The 18,006-nt window shown below is 46.7% G+C and carries 15 protein-coding genes, 1 other RNA gene and 1 pseudogene; 11 read left to right on the top strand and 6 right to left on the bottom strand.

The genetic code is table 11. The features are described 5' to 3' along the window. Positions 1–87: 87 nt before the first annotated feature. Together GQS64_RS02865 and GQS64_RS02860 are read left to right on the top strand one after the other, a co-directional pair. Positions 88–828 carry a 3-deoxy-manno-octulosonate cytidylyltransferase gene (locus tag GQS64_RS02865; RefSeq protein WP_198230878.1) on the top strand — a complete coding sequence of 247 codons (741 nt, stop codon included), beginning with the start codon at positions 88–90 and terminating at the stop codon, positions 826–828. Continuing rightward, positions 825–1,685, top strand: coding sequence for a prephenate dehydratase (locus tag GQS64_RS02860; RefSeq protein WP_198230551.1), 861 nt, complete (start codon positions 825–827; stop codon positions 1,683–1,685). Before GQS64_RS02865 ends, GQS64_RS02860 begins: the two co-directional genes overlap by 4 nt. Before the next feature lie 385 nt (positions 1,686–2,070). Here GQS64_RS02860 and nudC read toward each other — a convergent pair whose 3' ends face one another. Then, on the bottom strand, positions 2,071–2,985 hold the full coding sequence (gene nudC, locus GQS64_RS02855) for an NAD(+) diphosphatase (RefSeq protein WP_198230550.1): 915 nt from the start codon (positions 2,983–2,985) through the stop codon (positions 2,071–2,073). Between the two features lie 18 nt (positions 2,986–3,003). Next, positions 3,004–3,414 (bottom strand): HIT family protein, encoded by a 411-nt coding sequence (locus GQS64_RS02850; protein ID WP_077994405.1) that lies wholly within the window; start codon positions 3,412–3,414, stop codon positions 3,004–3,006. A 68-nt stretch (positions 3,415–3,482) separates the two neighbouring features. Here GQS64_RS02850 and ffs point away from each other — a divergent pair. From ffs to GQS64_RS02820, 6 genes are all read left to right on the top strand, one after another. Further along, positions 3,483–3,580, top strand: an RNA gene (gene ffs, locus GQS64_RS02845) — signal recognition particle sRNA small type. Positions 3,581–3,770: 190 nt separating this feature from the next. Next, positions 3,771–5,771: a DNA polymerase III subunit gamma/tau gene (locus tag GQS64_RS02840; protein WP_198230549.1), complete on the top strand. Its 2,001-nt coding sequence runs from the start codon at positions 3,771–3,773 to the stop codon at positions 5,769–5,771. Positions 5,772–5,776: 5 nt separating this feature from the next. Further along, on the top strand, positions 5,777–6,100 hold the full coding sequence (locus tag GQS64_RS02835; RefSeq protein ID WP_198230548.1) for a YbaB/EbfC family nucleoid-associated protein: 324 nt from the start codon (positions 5,777–5,779) through the stop codon (positions 6,098–6,100). 511 nt (positions 6,101–6,611) lie between these two features. Next, positions 6,612–7,217: a recombination mediator RecR gene (recR, locus tag GQS64_RS02830; RefSeq protein ID WP_198230547.1), complete on the top strand. Its 606-nt coding sequence runs from the start codon at positions 6,612–6,614 to the stop codon at positions 7,215–7,217. Positions 7,218–7,220: 3 nt separating this feature from the next. Beyond that, on the top strand, positions 7,221–8,465 hold the full coding sequence (locus tag GQS64_RS02825) for a lytic murein transglycosylase (protein WP_198230546.1): 1,245 nt from the start codon (positions 7,221–7,223) through the stop codon (positions 8,463–8,465). Continuing rightward, positions 8,466–9,443, top strand: a complete 978-nt coding sequence (locus GQS64_RS02820) for a cation diffusion facilitator family transporter (RefSeq protein WP_077990656.1) — start codon at positions 8,466–8,468, stop codon at positions 9,441–9,443. A 320-nt stretch (positions 9,444–9,763) separates the two neighbouring features. On the opposite strand, the gene irrA is transcribed toward GQS64_RS02820, so the two are convergent. Continuing rightward, positions 9,764–10,192: an iron response transcriptional regulator IrrA gene (gene irrA, locus GQS64_RS02815; RefSeq protein ID WP_149866625.1), complete on the bottom strand. Its 429-nt coding sequence runs from the start codon at positions 10,190–10,192 to the stop codon at positions 9,764–9,766. 284 nt (positions 10,193–10,476) lie between these two features. Here irrA and fabA point away from each other — a divergent pair, with 284 nt between their 5' ends. The 3 genes from fabA (at position 10,477) to fabI (ending at position 13,150) form a co-directional block, all read left to right on the top strand. Then, complete coding sequence (gene fabA, locus GQS64_RS02810; protein ID WP_077990655.1) at positions 10,477–10,986, top strand: 3-hydroxyacyl-[acyl-carrier-protein] dehydratase FabA; 510 nt, start codon at positions 10,477–10,479, stop codon at positions 10,984–10,986. Positions 10,987–11,063: 77 nt separating this feature from the next. Beyond that, entirely contained in the window at positions 11,064–12,284 is a 1,221-nt protein-coding gene (gene fabB, locus GQS64_RS02805; protein WP_077990654.1) for a beta-ketoacyl-ACP synthase I, read from the top strand. Positions 12,285–12,331: 47 nt separating this feature from the next. Further along, entirely contained in the window at positions 12,332–13,150 is an 819-nt protein-coding gene (fabI, locus tag GQS64_RS02800; RefSeq protein WP_077990653.1) for an enoyl-ACP reductase FabI, read from the top strand. A 522-nt stretch (positions 13,151–13,672) separates the two neighbouring features. Here fabI and GQS64_RS02795 read toward each other — a convergent pair. The 3 genes and pseudogenes from GQS64_RS02795 to rpsO form a co-directional block, all read right to left on the bottom strand. Then, positions 13,673–14,674, bottom strand: a complete 1,002-nt coding sequence (locus GQS64_RS02795; protein ID WP_198230545.1) for a class I SAM-dependent methyltransferase — start codon at positions 14,672–14,674, stop codon at positions 13,673–13,675. A gap of 598 nt (positions 14,675–15,272) precedes the next feature. Continuing rightward, positions 15,273–17,408 (bottom strand): annotated as a pseudogene (gene pnp, locus GQS64_RS02790) (polyribonucleotide nucleotidyltransferase); the annotation flags it as partial. 209 nt (positions 17,409–17,617) lie between these two features. Further along, positions 17,618–17,887: a 30S ribosomal protein S15 gene (gene rpsO, locus GQS64_RS02785; protein WP_077990649.1), complete on the bottom strand. Its 270-nt coding sequence runs from the start codon at positions 17,885–17,887 to the stop codon at positions 17,618–17,620. Between the last annotated feature and the right edge of the window lie 119 nt (positions 17,888–18,006).

Genomic DNA, 18,006 nt, shown 5'->3' with positions numbered 1-18,006 from the left:
TTGAAAATTTAAGTCTTTTGCGTCATCAACGCAACATCTATAAATCGGATAGAATAAACTGGGATAATAATCTTCAGGACGATGATGATGGCTTTTTCTACTCTTATACTTATTCCTGCCCGCATGTCTTCAACACGACTTCCCGGAAAGCCTCTGGCCGATATTGCCGGAAAGCCGATGATTGTTCATGTTGCCGAACGCGCCAATCAGGCAAATCTCGGCAGGGTGGTTGTTGCAACCGACCATGAAGACGTTGCCAATGCTGTCAAGGCGCATGGAATGGAAGCTGTCATGACACGTCCCGACCACCAATCGGGTTCCGACCGTATCTATGAAGCGTTAACGCTTCTTGATCCGGATAACCGTTTTGATGTCATTGTCAATGTGCAAGGTGATTTGCCAACAATTGCGCCGCATGAAATTGCCGCGGCATTGGAGCCACTTGAAAACCCTGAAACGGATATTGCCACTTTGGGGGCCGAAATTTCGGTTGAAGAGGAAAAGTTCAATCCGAATGTGGTGAAGATCGTTGGTTCGCCGATCGGAAAAACCAGATTGCGCGCCCTTTATTTTACCCGCGCTACAGCACCCTATGGCAAGGGGCCGCTTTACCACCATATCGGCCTTTATGCCTATAAACGTAAAGCACTTCAACGTTTTGTCTCGTTACAACCTTCCTATCTTGAAAAGCGGGAAAGCCTTGAACAATTGCGTGCACTTGAAGCAGGCATGCGTATTGATGCGGAAATTATCGAAACTGTGCCTTTAGGGGTTGATACAATTGAAGATCTCGAACACGCAAGAGAAATGATCGGGGCGGGGAAATGACAAAAACCAATAAAATAGCGTTCCAAGGTGATTACGGCGCCAATTCCGACACAGCATGTCGCAATATGTTTCCCGAAATGGAGCCTTTGCCCTGTACGACGTTTGAAGATGCTTTGCATGCGGTCGAGAGCGGAGAAGCCGATCTTGGCATGATTCCGATTGAAAACACGCTTGCCGGTCGTGTTGCCGATATTCACCATTTGTTGCCGCAAACAAAACTCTTCATCATCGGCGAATATTTTTTACCAATCCATTTTGAATTGATGGTACTGCCGGGTGTCAAACGTGAAGAGATAAAATCTATCCATAGCCACATCCATGCACTGGGACAATGCCGCAAGATTATCCGCGACAATCATTGGCAGGCTGTCGTTTCATCCGACACGGCAGGTGCTGCAAAATTCATCAAACAGGCAGGTGACCGCACGCAGGCAGCCCTTGCACCAAAACTTGCCGCCAAACTTTACGGTTTGGATATCATTGAAGAAAATGTCGAAGACTCGGAAAATAATGTAACGCGTTTTGTTATCCTCTCACGGGAAGAGAAACGCGCACCAAAACCCGAAAACGGCGAAAAGGTCGTGACCAGTTTTCTTTTCCGTGTGCGCAACGTTCCGGCAGCACTTTATAAAGCCATGGGAGGTTTTGCGACCAATGGCGTCAACATGACCAAGCTTGAAAGCTATCAGGTTGGCGGCACATTCAATGCGACACAATTTTTTGCCGATATTGAAGGCCACCCCGATCAGCCGATGGTGCGCCTTGCTTTGGAAGAATTGGGCTTCTTCTCGACCAAGGTCAGAATAGTCGGTGTCTATCCGGCAAGTCCTGTCCGCGACACGAAAATTTATGGGTGAGGTTCACCGGCTTAGCCGGACGGTGCTCTTAAATCACAGAAATCGACAGAAATTTGCCGATTGTTATTTGTGCGTTTCGAGCATGAATTTTCAGCCGGACTTTTATCCTGCTTATGGCAAGTGATAATATTTGAGGGTTGACGACAATCGGGTGAGAATTTTCGGCCATAATGGATGAAGGTTAGAGAATGGCCGCTCTCAAGGCTTGAGATCAACAAAAGTGGCTTTTGTATTTTCCGTCCGGTCGAAGCAATGGGTTCAGAACGGATGAGACAAGCTGTTCAACACGAAATACCACAAGCGGATAATTTTGAGGCCATTCCCTTAATCTGGATAGCGGCGATTTTCAAAACTCACAAAAACCACCGCCACCAAAAGCCATATCCTAGTCGATAAACTTCTTTTCCAGCCATTCCCTTATCAAAAAATTGGCAATTGCTGCGCGGGGTGGCAAATGCAGGCCTTGTTCATGGCGACCGGCCATCATGAGTGCTACTTCCTGACGGGTAAACCAGCGCCCGTCTTCCATCTCGTCATAGCCGATGGTAATCTTGTCGTCGAGCGCTTCGGCATGACAACCGAGCATCAAAGAATGCGGAAACGGCCAAGGTTGGGACGCAATATAGACCACCTTGCCCACCGGTATTCCCATTTCCTCGCGTGTTTCCCGACGCACCGCCATTTCCAGTGTCTCCCCCTGTTCGACAAAACCGGCAAGGCAGGAATAACGCCCCTTTTCAAAGCTCGGTGTGCGGGCAAGAAGGCACTTGTCCCGAAAATGGACAAGCATGATGGCAACCGGATCTGTTCGCGGAAAATGCTCGGTTCCGCAAGCCGTGCAGATGCGCTTTGCACCGCCTGCCGCAATCCGGCTGGGCTTGCCGCAACGCGAACAAAAGCGGTTATTTTTGTGCCACATGAGCAATGAATAGGCTTGTGCGAGAACGCCCGATTGCGTCTGGCTGAAAAGTGCGCGGCTATAAGCTTCCCTCAACCCCACCTGATTGAATGGTGAAGGGGGTTGACCGGCAAATTCTTCAACCGGCAAAGCAATAACCGGATTTTCATCTTCCCAACCAAGCAGGCAGGCTTCTTCCCATTGCGGCTTGAACAGCTCTAACGATTTTTCATCAAGATAGAGATCGGCCATCCCTTTAACATTCCGATAGACGATTGAAAAACCGTTGAGCACAATAAAATGCGCATGATGGTTTTTCTGCTCGGCAACAATAGTATCCGTACGCTTTTCAAGCTGCCGGTTGATAGGGTTTCCGATAAATGCAATTGCAGAAGATGTCATATTCAATCCAGCCTTAATTCAATCGAGCCTCAGTTGCAGCTTACGAATAAGCTTGCGAGCGGCTTCATCGCTATAGGGAACGGGTTCTCCATATCCCCAGACCGTTTTCGGCCAATTTATATCGCCTTCGTTACGGGCAATAATGTGCACATGGAGTTGTCGTACGATATTGCCGATAGCGGCTGTGTTGACTTTATCGCATCCGGTGATGGCTTCAAGTGCTACAGCAACCTCGTTCATTTCGGCAATAAGAACCTGTTCATCGTCAACGGAAAGATGATGTATTTCTTCCGCTCCGGCAATGCGGGGGACGACAATAAGCCACGGCCAACGGGAATCATTCATGAGCCGGACATCGGATAAGGCAAGCCCGACAATGAAAAAACTGTCTTTTTCCAAACGTGGATCAAGTTTAAATGGCTGTTGCAACGTATTTATCTCCATGTTTTTCGTTTCACGACTTGCTTTTTTGTTTCAAATTAGCGATATGAACGCCGGGAGGTTGGTGGTGGACGAGCCACTCGCCAACCGGGTCAGGTCCGGAAGGAAGCAGCCCTAACGAGCTTCGGCACGGGTCACAGTGCCAGCCTCCCACCCATTATACCAATCACATCTTATTCAGGTCACGTCTTGTTTATCGGAAAATTCGGGCAATGGCGTTTTGAAAAATTCCCTAAACTGTCGAAAATCCCCACCTGAAATCCTATATTTAACACAATTGGTTGACGCAGACGCCGTCAAAGTCCACATTCAGGAAAATCACATTTCGGAAACTGGAAGAACACATGGAAAGCACTGAGGCAGAGACAGGTTATCGCGTTCTCGCCCGAAAATATCGGCCGCAAAATTTTTCCGACCTTATCGGTCAGGAGCCGATGGTGCGCACACTTACAAACGCATTCGATAGTGGACGGATACCGCAAGCATGGATGTTGACTGGCGTTCGTGGCGTAGGAAAAACCACGACAGCCCGCATCCTTGCGCGTGCACTCAATTACAAGACAGACACAATCGATAAACCGACAATCCATATGGACAAACTCGGCGAACATTGTAAGGCCATTATGGAAGGCCGGCACGTCGACGTGATCGAAATGGATGCGGCATCCCATACCGGTATTGATGATATAAGAGAAATTATTGAACAGGTGCGCTATCGTCCGGTTGCAGCCCGTTTCAAAGTCTACATTATCGACGAAGTCCATATGCTTTCGACGCAGGCCTTCAATGGCCTGTTAAAAACATTGGAAGAACCGCCGCCGCATGTAAAATTCATTTTTGCCACAACAGAAATCCGCAAAGTTCCGGTAACTGTCTTGTCGCGTTGCCAACGCTATAATTTGCGGCGCGTCGATTCAAATGTGCTGGCAGCTCATTTGAGAAAAATCTCCGATCTTGAAAAAATCGAGGCCGAAGACAGTGCTCTTGCTTTGATTGCCCGTGCCGGAGAAGGTTCTGTTCGCGATGCGCTTTCAATACTCGATCAGGCGATTGCCCATGGTGGCGGCAAAGTCGATGCTGATTCTGTGCGTACCATGTTGGGGCTTGCCGACCGCACGCGCATTATCGACCTTTTTGAAATGATTATGAAAGGCGATGTTGCCGGCGCTTTAAAAGAATTTCGCGATCAATATGACGGTGGAGCCGACCCGCTTGTCATTTTGAACGAGCTTGCCGATTTCAACCATCTGGTGACCAGACTGCGTTTTACGCCCGAAATTGCCGATGATATTTCGCTCATTGAAGAAGAACGCGAACGCGGGCTTGATTTTTCCAAAAAACTGTCCGTGCGCGTTCTCTCAAGTACCTGGCAAATGCTTCTTAAAGGTACTCAGGAGGTTGATTCGGCTGCAAGTCCGATTGATGCTGCCGAAATGCTTTTGATCCGGCTCACCCATGCGGCCGACTTGCCAACGCTTGACGAGGCGCTGAAAGCCCTTGGCGAGGGAAAGCCTGCTATCAAACTTCCACCAAGTTCCGATGGGGCACAAGGCTCAGCTGATTCGCATCGTGTGAGCGGCAATTCCGGAAAAAGCAGTGCCAATTCCGGAAAAAATATCATGGAAGAAAAATCCGCAACAAAAAATGTGTTGGCGGATAATTCGACCGGCAGTGACAATGCTTATTCAACGGGAACTCATGAAACTGCCCGTGCAGAGATTGATAATAGCTCTCGCAATAACGCCGTGGCGGAACAGAAGAATTTGCAAAGCCCTTCCCCGCAAAAAGCACCAACCATGCAATTGGTGAGCACGTCTTCGGCCGCATTGGAGCAGGACGAGCAGGTTTCTCAACCCCTCGAAAGAAATAACGAAACAGCGGAAGAGAACAGCGAACCGGCAGTAAACAGGATTATTCTTCATTCCTTGCAGGATGTTGTCGATCTTGCCGACAAGCATAATGACATGCAATTCAAACTTCTGGTCAAGGAATTTGTGCGTCCCGTTTCGTTCCGCCAAGGCCGTATCGAATTTGAACCAGCTGAAGGTATGCCTCGCTTTTTTGCCCATGACATGGCAAAAATGCTTAGAGAATGGACAGGCGAACGCTGGACTGTGACAGTCGTCAACGAGGGCGGCGGATTGACTTTGCGTGAAGAGGATGAAAAAGCCCATCAGGCACTTTTATCCGATGCCGAAGCCGATCCCGATATTGCCAAAATTTTGAGATATTTTCCCGGTTCAAAAATTGTCGATGTGCGTGTCAACCGATCCGACGATGGTCTTGATTTGACCAATAATGACGATATGACTGATGAAGACGACGAAAACGATCAAGGAGAATAAACCCCATGCGTGACATGATGGGCATGATGAAAAAAGCCAAAGAAATGCAGGCAAAAATGCAAGCCATGCAGGATGAAATGGCAAATATTCAGGAAACGGGAACATCTGGCGGTGGTCTGGTCAGTGTGACTTTGACCGGTCAGGGAACCATTTCTGCAATCAAGATTGATCCTTCACTGGTAAAACCCGATGAAGTTGAAATTCTCGAAGACCTGATTATGGCCGCCCATAATGAAGCCAAAGCGAAAATTGAAAACACAATGGCTGAAAAAACCAAGGAAATTACCGCCGGTCTACCAATACCTCCCGGCTTCAAACTGCCATTCTGATTTGTGTTTCCTTCGGTTACCGACTTTTAAAACCGGTAGAGAAGACAAGAAACAAAAGACGTTTCAAAAAGCTCGTTGTGTGGAAGCACAGCGGCTTTTGTTTTTCATTAAACAACATTCGGCTAAATGCCTATCCGCTCTGTTCAAAGCTCGATAAATCCGTTTTCATGCATTCGCTTACAGGAATATAAAACACTTGCACTTTGAATAATGGGAGCGTGATAAATATGGCGTTTGTGGTTCTCGAATAGTGATAATAAAAACAGATCATCAACCGGTATCAAGCCGGATTGTAAAAAGAATCGGAGTAAAGAACACGTGTGATGAAGAGGCGGGAACAATTGTTATTTCAAAACAATCGGTTTTTAAACTCCATGCTTTTGTTGTAACTATCTGAAAATAATCTTCATATCAAAAGACGGTATATCCGTTAGATTCAATTCAAAAACTGGTAATTCAATAACTGGCATTTTCCAGAAGTTTGCATATATATTTTTAAAAGAGTTCGTCCATGTCAAAGCATCTTGCGGGTCCAGAAATAGAAAAGCTCATCCAGCTTCTTGCACGTGTTCCAGGTCTTGGGCCACGTTCGGCAAGAAGGGCTGCACTTTTCCTGATTAAAAAAAAGGAAGTTCTGTTAAAACCTCTGGGTCTTGCGATGCAGGATGCCGCTGAAAAAATTCGTATTTGTTCGGTCTGCGGTAATGTCGATACATCCGACCCCTGTTCTATTTGCACCGACCCGCGGCGCGATCAATCAACGATCATCGTTGTCGAAGATGTCTCCGATCTATGGGCGCTGGAGCGGGCCGGTACAATGCAGGTCAAATATCACGTTCTGGGTGGGCATCTTTCGCCGCTTGACGGCATAGGGCCGGATGATCTCAACATAGCAAGTCTTGTCAACCGCGTGGCAGAAGGCGATGTCAAGGAAGTGATACTTGCGGTCAATGCAACAATTGAAGGCCAGACCACAGCCCATTATCTCACTGACCAGCTTCATTCCTATCCAGTGAAAATTACCCGTCTGGCACATGGTGTTCCGGTTGGCGGTGAACTGGATTATCTTGACGATGGCACTTTGGCTGCGGCGTTACGAGCAAGGACGAGTCTTTGAAGAATGTTGAAAACTTACCGTTTTTTTACAGCATTTATCTTTCTCTTTGCCACTTTGGTGGCAAATGCCTCCGCCATTGATCGGGATGCGATCAACAACCAATTTAGCGATTGGCTTAACAAGGATTTTTATAAAGAGGCTCTCAAATCAGGAATTTCGGCCGGAACATTTTCGGAAGTCCTTTCTACAGTCACGCCCAATCTCGCATTACCCGACCTTGTGATTCCGGGAGAAAAACCGGAAGCGCAAAGGCGCCAACATCAGGCGGAATTCAGCGCACCGGCCAATTATTTTTCAGCAAAAACATTGGCCCGTCTTATTGGTGACGGGAAAGCGCAATTTTCCAAAAACCGTGGGCGTTTGAAAAAAATAGAAAAACAATATGGCGTTCCAGCCTCAATTACACTTGCCATATGGGGGCGGGAATCCAATTTTGGCAATGTCAAAATTCCCTATAATGCTTTTGAAGTTCTTGCAACCAAAGCGTTTATGAGCACACGAAAAGACATGTTCAGAACCGAGCTTATCGCCGCTTTGACCATTGTACAGAATCATTACATGGATGCGGCTTCCATGAAAAGTTCGTGGGCGGGTGCATTAGGTCAACCGCAATTCATGCCGACATCCTATTTGAAATATGCTGTCGATTTTGATGGTGATGGCCATCGCAATATCTGGACATCAACACCCGATACTCTCGCTTCTATTGCAAATTACCTCAAGCTTAACGGTTACAAGGCAAATGCCGGTTGGGGCTATGAAGTCCAAGTTCCAGAAACTGTCGGCTGTTTTCTTGAAGGTCCCGATCAGGGTAAAATGTTAAGTGAATGGCAAAAGCTCGGTGTTTTACCGCAGTCTTCCGACGCCCTTCCCGAAATTGATAAAAGCCGCCCGCTTTATCTTCTTATGCCGGCGGGGCGTCTTGGACCGGCTTTTCTTGTTACCGACAATTTCTATGTGTTGAAATCTTATAATATGAGCGACCTTTATGGCCTTTTTATCGCCACTGTCGCGGACGGGATTGAAGGAAAACGCGGCTTTATCGAGTCTTGGCAAAAAGTCGACGAGCTTTATCAGTCCGAAGTTTTAAATCTACAGAACAAATTGCAATCGCAAGGTTATGATATAGGCAAAGCCGACGGTCTTGCGGGGTTTAAAACGCGCCGTTCCATTGGACTGTGGCAACAAAAACACGGACAGAAGCCGACCTGTTTTCCCAGTCGTTCTTTAATTGCGGATATTCGCTAAATGGCATCACATTCCGGTTCCAAAGTAGTCATCTATGCAGCACTCGCAGGCAATCTTCTGATTGCACTTACCAAATTTGTTGCCGCATCATTTACCGGTTCGTCGGCTATGTTATCGGAAGGTGTGCATTCGATTGTCGACACCGGCAATGAATTGTTATTATTGCACGGTCTCAAGCGTGCCTCCATTCCACCCGATCGGGTACATCCTTTCGGCCACGGGCGGGAGCTTTATTTCTGGAGTTTTATTGTTGCCCTGCTGGTCTTTGCATTAGGTGCAGGTGTATCGTTTTTTGAAGGCGTTTTGCACGTTCTCGCCCCTGCGGAAATTCATAATGTAACCGTCAACTATATTGTTTTGGGGCTATCGGTATTTTTTGAAGGAACCTCATGGCTTTTGGCTTTGAGGCATTTCCGCCGGACAAAGGGTAAACTCGGCTATCTTGCTGCTGTCCACCGTTCCAAAGACCCGACCGTTTTTTCTATTCTTTTCGAGGATAGTGCGGCACTTTTAGGCATTGCAATTGCTCTAACCGGTATTACAGCTTCGATTCTGACTGGTAATTTTATTTTCGATGGCATTGCCTCCCTTGGCATTTCTGTCATTCTGGCGGTAACAGCGATTTTTCTTGCCAGAGAATGCAAAGGACTCCTTCTCGGCGAGGCTGCCCTTCCCGAAGTCCAAAAGGCAATTTTCAACATTGTATCTGCCGACCCCGATGTGCAAAAGGTCAACGGAATCATCACCCAGCAGATGGGCCCCAATCAGGTCGTCGTAAATGTCAGCCTCGAATTCGAGGACAAACTGACTGCACCGAAAATAGAAGAATGTGTGCTACGTATCGAAAAAAATCTGGCGATTGCAAGGCCTGAAGTTGTGGGTTTTTTCGTAAAACCGCAAACTGCCGGAATCTGGGCAAGAAGACGGGAAAAAATAGAATCAAATCATGAAGACAATAATGACAATGATGAAGAATAGAAAATAAGTGATGAATTTCTATTCAATGACAATAGATAGCTTCATTGTAGAAAAACAAACCGGTTGGAATTTTCGGTTAGAAAAACTCTAAGCCTCACCACCGCTATAATCGGCTCTCATTCAAAAATCGCTGAAAGACATCATGTCGTGTCGTCAACAAATACGGTTGACAGACAGGAAAGAAGCAATATTCCAGACGTTCAGACTCGTTAAAAACCCGCGCCAGAGACGGTTTTAGCCAAAGATAATTTTGCCAGTGATAATTTTTGCCAGAGATGGTTTTTGAAAAAATATGCTGTTGTTTCCGGCTTGATTTTTTCTCACTCGTCTTTCGGACGCAGTCTGACAATGAGATCGACGTGGGAAATTTCCATACCATCTGGCGGTTCAGGTAAATTGCCTACAATCGGCTTGCCTTCCGGGCCTGACGGAATATCGACAATTTCATTTTCCCCTTCAAGGAAGAAATGATGGTGATCGGATGTGTTGGTATCAAACCAGGTTTTCGAGCCTTCAACAGCAATGATGCGCAACAACCCTGCCTCGGTGAATTGATGCAAAGTGTTATAGACTGTTGCAAGTGACACCGGCACAGCAGCTTTGACTGCTTCTGCGTGCAATTCTTCGGCCGCAATATGGCGGTTTCCTTTGGAAAATAACAAGTCGGCCAGAGCCATGCGCTGCCTTGTCGGGCGCAAGCCTTTTTCGCGTAAGCGTTTTTCCAATTCTCCAAGCGAATGATAAATCACTATTTTTTCCGCGTTATTTGAAGTTTCCCACCAATCCAATAAAAAATGTATATACTGAAAAGCATTTGCAATCAAGTATACTTGATTGTTACCATCACCTTTAGAGCTATGCTTTTCTCAACTTATACGGGCGTCTGGTCATAATTATCACAAATAAAATTGATTAAGAACGTGTTTTGTCATCAAAAACTGTCGAAAAGCGGTTTCAACATTGTTGAATATGCTCTAAGAGTATGTCGTAAAAAGGCGCTAAGAGTGATAAAGTGCTGACGGATGGAGTAACAATGGCTGAACAAAAGTCTAGCTACACGTATGAAGAGCTTTTAAGCTGCGCACGCGGTGAAATGTTCGGAAAAGGCAATGCACAATTACCGGCTCCGCCAATGTTGATGTTCAACCGTATTACCGAAATCAGCGAAAATGGTGGCGAACACAACAAAGGACTGATTCGTGCCGAATTCGACATCACACCGGATTTATGGTTTTTCGCCTGCCATTTTATTGGCGATCCGGTCATGCCCGGTTGTTTGGGGCTTGATGCATTATGGCAACTCACGGGTTTTTTCCTCGGTTGGCTTGGTGAACCCGGCAAGGGACGTGCCATCTCAACAGGAGAAGTGAAATTTTCCGGAATGGTTACGCCAAAGACGAAGCTTATCGAATATGGTATTGATTTCAAGCGTGTTATGCGTGGTCGGCTTGTGCTCGGCATTGCTGACGGTTTTGTTAAAGCCGATGGTGAAATAATTTATAAGGCGGCCGATTTGCGTGTAGCCTTATTCAAGGAAGAGTAAGTATTCTTTCAAATAGACAGGGTGGCAAATAGACAGGGGGAGCGAACCTTTGTTTATGAGATACCAAGGAGATACTGATGCGTCGAGTAGTTGTAACCGGTATGGGAATTGTCTCATCAATCGGGAATAACCCTGAAGCCGTCCTCAATAGTTTGCGTGAAGCAAAATCGGGTATTAGTTTTTCGCAAGAATACGCAGATCTGGGCTTCCGCAGCCAGGTTTACGGCATGCCGCATATTGACATTGAATCACTCGTTGATCGTCGCGCCATGCGTTTTCACGGACGTGGTACTGCCTGGAATCATATTGCTATGGATCAGGCAATTGCCGATGCAGGGCTCTCATCTGCCGAAGTTTCAAATCCGGAAACCGGAATTATTATGGGTTCCGGTGGGCCATCGACACGCACAATCGTCGATTCAGCCGATATTGCACGCCAAAAAGGCCCCAAACGCGTTGGTCCTTTTGCCGTACCAAAAGCCATGAGTTCGACTGCTTCGGCAACGCTGGCTACCTTTTTCAAGATAAAGGGCGTCAATTATTCGATTTCTTCAGCCTGTGCGACATCCAATCACTGTATCGGCAATGCATATGAGCTGATCCAGTTCGGCAAGCAGGACCGTGTTTTTGCCGGCGGGTGCGAAGACCTTGATTGGACCTTATCGGTATTGTTCGATGCCATGGGTGCTATGTCGAGTAAACGCAACGCAACGCCTGAAAGTGCCTCACGTGCCTATGATGCGGGTCGTGACGGCTTTGTTATCGCAGGGGGAGCGGGCGTTCTAGTTCTTGAAGAACTGGAAGTGGCCAAAGCACGCGGTGCAAAAATCTATGCAGAGATTGTCGGATATGGTGCGACATCGGATGGCTATGATATGGTCGCTCCCTCCGGTGAAGGGGCAGAGCGCTGCATGCGCATGGCTTTATCAACTGTCAAAAATAAAATTGATTATATCAATCCCCATGCCACATCCACTCCTGTGGGTGACCCTCCGGAAATAGAGGCCATTCGCAAGATTTTCGGTTCGGGTGATTCGTGCCCGCCGATTTCGGCAACCAAATCGCTAACCGGCCATTCACTCGGAGCTGCCGGTGTGCAGGAAGCCATTTACTCACTTCTTATGATGAAGAATGATTTCATCTGTGAAAGTGCTCATATTGATGAGCTTGATCCGGCGTTTGCGGATATGCCGATTGTACGCAAACGTCTTGATAACCAAAAACTGAACACAGTCCTGTCAAATACTTTCGGCTTTGGCGGAACCAATGCAACGCTGGTTTTCCAGCGTTACGAATAAACCGGACACTTTCGCTAAGAGAGTGCCACAGGCTTACGGAGAATATGATGGAAGGTTTGATGAAGGGCAAGCGCGGCCTCATAATGGGCGTCGCGAACGACCATTCAATCGCCTGGGGAATAGCATGTCAGCTCGCAAAAGCGGGGGCTGAACTGGCTTTTACCTATCAAGGAGATGCATTTGGAAAGCGTGTCCAACCCTTGGCAGAAAAATTAGGTTCCAAGCTTTTGCTTGAATGCGATGTCGAAAACATTGCTTCGGTCGATGCTGTTTTCAATCGGCTGGAAAAAGAATGGGGTACACTTGATTTTGTCGTTCATGCGATCGGTTTTTCTGACAAATCGCAACTCAAAGGACGTTATGTCGATGTGACGACACGCGAAAACTTCAGTCGTACAATGGTCATTTCGGCATTTTCCTTTACCGAAATTGCCCAGCGTGCAGGAAAACTGATGCCTAACGGTGGCGCATTGCTGACATTGACCTATGGTGCATCCCAACATGTTGTTCCCAATTACAATGTTATGGGGGTTGCAAAAGCCGCACTTGAAGCGATGGTGCGCTATTTGGCGGCTGATTTCGGACCGCAGAATATCCGTGTCAATGCAATTTCAGCGGGTCCCGTTCGCACACTTGCCGGTAATGGTATCGGTGCAGCGCGCGCGATTTTCTCTTACCAGAAGCGCAATGCACCTTTGCGTCGTACCGTTGATATTAATGAAATTGGCAAATCGGCACTTTATCTGTTATCCGATTTGGCTTCCGGTGTTACCGGCGACATTCATTACGTTGATTGTGGCTATAATATTATGTCCATGCCGATACTGGAAGAACTTAAAGACAGTGACGAATCACGCGGCGAATAATTTTCGCCGCGTTTTTTATTTCGGGGGTGATTGTCTGTATTTCCTTTTGGCACTGTTGCCCAATTCATGGGGATCAGTCATTTATCAGGCTTCCGTTCCGCTCAATCCCCTCACTCGACAAGAATAATTCAGCAGAACAGGCAAGCTGTCACACCACTGTGGTGAGCCACTCCTGTCATCGTATATAGCGGCATTGATTGCTGCCTTTTCCATCAAGACCGTTCACCTGCTTATAAAAGTATAGTTTTGGAGCGAAAATCCAGCAGAATGCGATTGCCTATCCTATTGATTTGCTCCCGAAAAAAGCAAATATCCTTTGGCTTCGTTTTCAAATCTGTCAATGATGGTACGTCAATGATGGCAAATTCACGTTTTTTGATACACGTTTTTATTCGCCATTTTGCCGTGTGACAGGTAGATTTTTTCCTTGTAGTCACTCAATTATCAGTCGGAATAGTCCTCAAAACATTCAAACACATTTGTGTTGTCTTTTGCCGCCTCTTTATAGCCTTTTGATAAACGTCATTTGCGCGCTTCAATCACTTTGAAGCCGTTCTGCTCTTCAAGAAGCAGTACTTTCCGGAAACATTTTTGCAAAGTCGTTTCATAGGGCAATTGCCGATTGGCCACCATGAGAAAGCAACCACCGGGTTTCAATCTTTGCGCTGCAACACTTATGAATTTTTGTCCCAAGGAGACATCTGCCGCACGCCCGTCGTGAAATGGCGGGTTTGACAGGATTGTATCATAAATCCGATCTATCGGCTCGCTTGTAATATCCTGCCATAAATAATCGACCGGAAGTGAAGCATGAAGGCTGCCTATATGTGTTTTCGCCGCCTCCAGTGAATAATAATCGGCCTCATAAAGATCAAGCTCGTTAAGCTTTTTTGCCTGTTTGATCGCTTCATAGGAAAGATAGCCCCAGCCTGAACCAAAATCGGCCGTTTTACCAAACACAACTCTTTCCATATGTTTGACCAACATTTTTGACCCTTGGTCAATACGCCCGTTTGAAAACATGCCTGCCTGTGTTGTGAAGGCATTTTCAAAGCTCTGCGGAAGCTGTTGAAGCGTTTCCAGCTCTTTTTCCTGAATATCCTCCGGTACTGTCAACCAGAAAACAATGCCATGTGCTTTCGAGAGCTTCCCCAAAACCGGAACAATAGAATTGACCCATTTCAAAAAGGATTGGGCGCCGGATAATTTATCGCCACTGACAATAATTGTGCCACCGGCTTTCACCACACGCAAAAGGGCGAGAAACCGGTTCTGGTTCAGTTTTTTATGCTTGTTAAGCTCAAGGAGACCACCCGAAAATTTCTTTGCTTTCTCGGATAATTCAGGAAAGCATTTAAAGCCAGCCTGTTGAAACGTTAAAAAATCCGCCCGCCAAGGCTGGATAATTTCGAGTGATTTGACCCACTCGTTTTCCGGTTTTTCTGTCAAACCGAATGCGCACCACAAACTTTCCGGATGTGGATGTTCTATAACATTCTGGTTAAAAGGCAGAAAAACCGACATTTTGAACTCGCTTTTTTTAAACCGGCTTTTTAACAAGCCCGCATCTTTGTTCCTTTATCGTTATGCTGAAGAAGGCGCAATTTTAAAATTGAAAACAAAAACCGGAACAATGATCTACCTGCAAAGATTTGTGGCAATAGATATTTGTTTTCTGTCCGGAATTTTTGACAATATGTCGGATCCAAGAACCCGCTTTATGCAATGAACGCTTTTGAACGAACCATTCTTAAAAAAATAACCGGACTTTCCGGTAGATTGCTTTTATTCCAACCTCGTCATCCAAAGAAAACCAAATCCCGTTTGATTTCCTTCGATTCCCTTTGATTTTCTTTGATTTTCTTTGATTTCCTTTGATCTGCCTTGATCTGCCTTTGATTTCATCTCCAAAAAAAAGCCGCTCATGAGGAGCGGCTTTTTCCATTCAATGTTGTTTCAAAGACTATTCTTTGTCTTTATCAGCATTCTTTTTGCGACGATGTTTCTTTTCAGGCTTATCGGATTTTTCATCCCTCTCGCCCTTTTCGCCCTTTTCACCATTGTCTTCATGGTGCTTTTCAGCCTTTTCATGCTTTCCATGTTTTTCGGCATGGTCGGATTCTTCAGACTTCGGAGCTTCTTCGCGCGGAATTTCCTGCCCTGTTTCCTGATCGACAACCTTCATCGACAGGCGGACTTTGCCACGTTCATCAAATCCCATAAGTTTGACCCAAACTTTCTGGCCTTCCTTGACGACATCTGTCGTCTTGTTGACGCGTTCGGGAGCCAATTGGGAAATGTGTACCAGACCGTCACGGGGACCAAAGAAATTGACGAAAGCGCCAAAATCGGCTGTCTTCACGACAGTACCCTGATAGATCTGCCCAACTTCCGGCTCGTCGACGATGGAGTGGATCCAGCGTTTTGCAGCTTCGATTGTTTTGGCATCGGAAGATGCAATCTTGATTGTGCCATCATCCTCGATATTGATCTTGGCACCGGTCTGCTCGGTAATCTCGCGGATAACCTTGCCGCCGGAACCGATAACATCGCGGATTTTATCGACAGGAATATTCATCATCTCGATACGTGGAGCATATTCACCCAATTCGGAACGTGCGCCGGTCAAAGCTTTTGCCATTTCACCCAGAATATGGATGCGGCCTTCTTTGGCCTGTCCGAGTGCCACTTTCATAATGTCTTCGGTAATGCCGTTGATTTTAATGTCCATCTGCAAAGCAGTGACACCATTTTCCGTACCGGCAACCTTGAAATCCATATCGCCAAGATGGTCTTCATCACCAAGAATATCGGAAAGGATGGCGTAACGTTCGCCTTCCTTGATAAGCCCCATAGCAATACCGGCAACAGGATGCTGCAACGGAACACCGGCATCCATCAATGCAAGGGATGTACCGCAAACAGTTGCCATGGATGACGACCCGTTAGACTCGGTAATTTCCGAAACAGCGCGGATTGTATAAGGGAAACTTTCCTGCGAGGGAAGCATCGGATGGATTGCACGCCATGCGAGCTTTCCATGACCGATTTCACGGCGCCCCGGTGAGCCGATGCGGCCGGTTTCACCAACCGAGAATGGCGGGAAGTTATAATGGAGAAGGAAGGTTTCCTTGTACATTCCTGTGAGCGAATCAATATATTGCTCGTCTTCACCTGTTCCCAAAGTTGCAACAACGACGGCCTGTGTTTCACCACGGGTAAACAATGCCGAACCGTGGGTGCGTGGCAAAATGCCGACTTCCGTATAGATCGGGCGGACTGTTTTCAAATCGCGACCGTCAATGCGGCTACCTGTATCGAGAATGTTCCAACGAACAATCTTTGCCTGCAAATGCTTGAAGACTGTCGCAATTTCTTCTGCATTATATTCCGGCTCGTCTTCACCTTCAGGCATGAACTTTGCGTCGACCTTGGCTTTGACTGCATCAACAGCGGCATAACGTTCTTGCTTGTCGGTAATCTGATAGGCTTTACGCAGATCTTTTTCGGCAAATTTGAGCATTTTCTTTTCCAAAGCACTCAAATCTTCGGGAGCAAATTCGCGCGGCTCCTTGGCAGCAACTTCAGCGAGTTTGATAATCGCGTCAATGACCGGCTTGAAGCCGTTATGACCGAAAACAACAGCGCCGAGCATCACATCTTCACTCAGTTCCTGCGCTTCCGATTCAACCATCAAAACCGCGTCGGACGTGCCTGCAACGACGAGATCAAGCTTTGATTCCGGCATTTCATCAATATTCGGATTCAACACATATTTGCCGTTGATATAGCCGACACGTGCGCCACCAATCGGCCCCATGAACGGAACACCCGAAAGTGTCAAAGCAGCAGAAGCGGCAATCATCGACAAAATGTCGGGATTGTTTTCAAGGTCATGCTGCAAAACAGTGATAATAACCTGTGTTTCGTTTTTGTAGCCTTCAGCAAAAAGCGGGCGGATCGGACGGTCGATCAAACGCGAAATCAATGTTTCACCTTCGCTCGGACGGCCTTCACGCTTGAAATAACCACCCGGTATTTTACCGGCTGCGTAAGTTTTTTCCTGATAATTGACTGTGAGCGGGAAAAAATCCTGTCCGGGCTTGGGTTCTTTTTCGGAAACCACGGTGGCGAGAACAATTGTTTCGCCATAAGTTGCCATAACTGCACCGTCAGCCTGACGGGCAATTTTTCCTGTTTCAAGAGTTAGCGGGCGGCCTGCCCAGTCAATCTCTACTTTATGAGTGTTAAAAAACATTTCTTGTCCTTGATTAACCGTCAAAGGCATATTCTCCTTTAAACGGCCTAGTTCTTTTGTCATGTCATGGGCAAGACAACGAGACGCACACGATTGTTTTCCTGTGCGGCTGGCAATCCTGCCCCATGACGGTTCCTCGATTTCTGCGACTTTTTCAAGTTGTAGAAATTGAAAGGCGGGAAACCTTGTGATTTCCCGCCCTGATTGTTTTAGCGACGCAAGCCGAGCTTGGAAATCAACGACTGGTAACGTTTTTCATCGACACCGTTCAGGTAATCGAGAAGACGACGACGTTGGGAAACAAGTTTCAAAAGGCCACGACGGGAATGGTTATCCTTTTTGTGGGATTTGAAATGCTCGGTCAAATTGGCAATACGTTCTGACAAAATAGCAACCTGTACTTCCGGCGAACCTGTATCGCCTGCTTTGGTTGCATATTCATTGATGAGAGCCTGTTTACGTTCAGCAGTAATCGACATCGTATCATCCTTTCAAAAAAATGGGACATTGAAGACGCCCCGGCCGGGATGTCGTCCAGCTAGGGTCTATGAATCGGCAAACGCAAAAACATCTGCACGACAGGTTCATATATAGGAAA

This window comes from Bartonella sp. P0282 (genome assembly GCF_048452985.1).
GTDB lineage: Bacteria > Pseudomonadota > Alphaproteobacteria > Rhizobiales > Rhizobiaceae > Bartonella > Bartonella choladocola.
This window is presented reverse-complemented; position numbering and strand designations above follow the sequence as displayed.

Bases quoted from the DNA above. Each gene is read 5' to 3' on its own strand.
- GQS64_RS02865 (WP_198230878.1), top strand. From the start codon at position 88: ATGGCTTTTTCTACTCTTATACTTATTCCTGCCCGCATGTCTTCAACA.
- GQS64_RS02860 (WP_198230551.1), top strand. From the start codon at position 825: ATGACAAAAACCAATAAAATAGCGTTCCAAGGTGATTACGGCGCCAAT.
- nudC (WP_198230550.1), bottom strand. From the start codon at position 2,985: ATGACATCTTCTGCAATTGCATTTATCGGAAACCCTATCAACCGGCAG.
- GQS64_RS02840 (WP_198230549.1), top strand. From the start codon at position 3,771: ATGGAAAGCACTGAGGCAGAGACAGGTTATCGCGTTCTCGCCCGAAAA.
- GQS64_RS02835 (WP_198230548.1), top strand. From the start codon at position 5,777: ATGCGTGACATGATGGGCATGATGAAAAAAGCCAAAGAAATGCAGGCA.
- recR (WP_198230547.1), top strand. From the start codon at position 6,612: ATGTCAAAGCATCTTGCGGGTCCAGAAATAGAAAAGCTCATCCAGCTT.
- GQS64_RS02825 (WP_198230546.1), top strand. From the start codon at position 7,221: ATGTTGAAAACTTACCGTTTTTTTACAGCATTTATCTTTCTCTTTGCC.
- GQS64_RS02820 (WP_077990656.1), top strand. From the start codon at position 8,466: ATGGCATCACATTCCGGTTCCAAAGTAGTCATCTATGCAGCACTCGCA.
- fabA (WP_077990655.1), top strand. From the start codon at position 10,477: ATGGCTGAACAAAAGTCTAGCTACACGTATGAAGAGCTTTTAAGCTGC.
- fabB (WP_077990654.1), top strand. From the start codon at position 11,064: ATGCGTCGAGTAGTTGTAACCGGTATGGGAATTGTCTCATCAATCGGG.
- fabI (WP_077990653.1), top strand. From the start codon at position 12,332: ATGGAAGGTTTGATGAAGGGCAAGCGCGGCCTCATAATGGGCGTCGCG.
- GQS64_RS02795 (WP_198230545.1), bottom strand. From the start codon at position 14,674: ATGTCGGTTTTTCTGCCTTTTAACCAGAATGTTATAGAACATCCACAT.
- rpsO (WP_077990649.1), bottom strand. From the start codon at position 17,887: ATGTCGATTACTGCTGAACGTAAACAGGCTCTCATCAATGAATATGCA.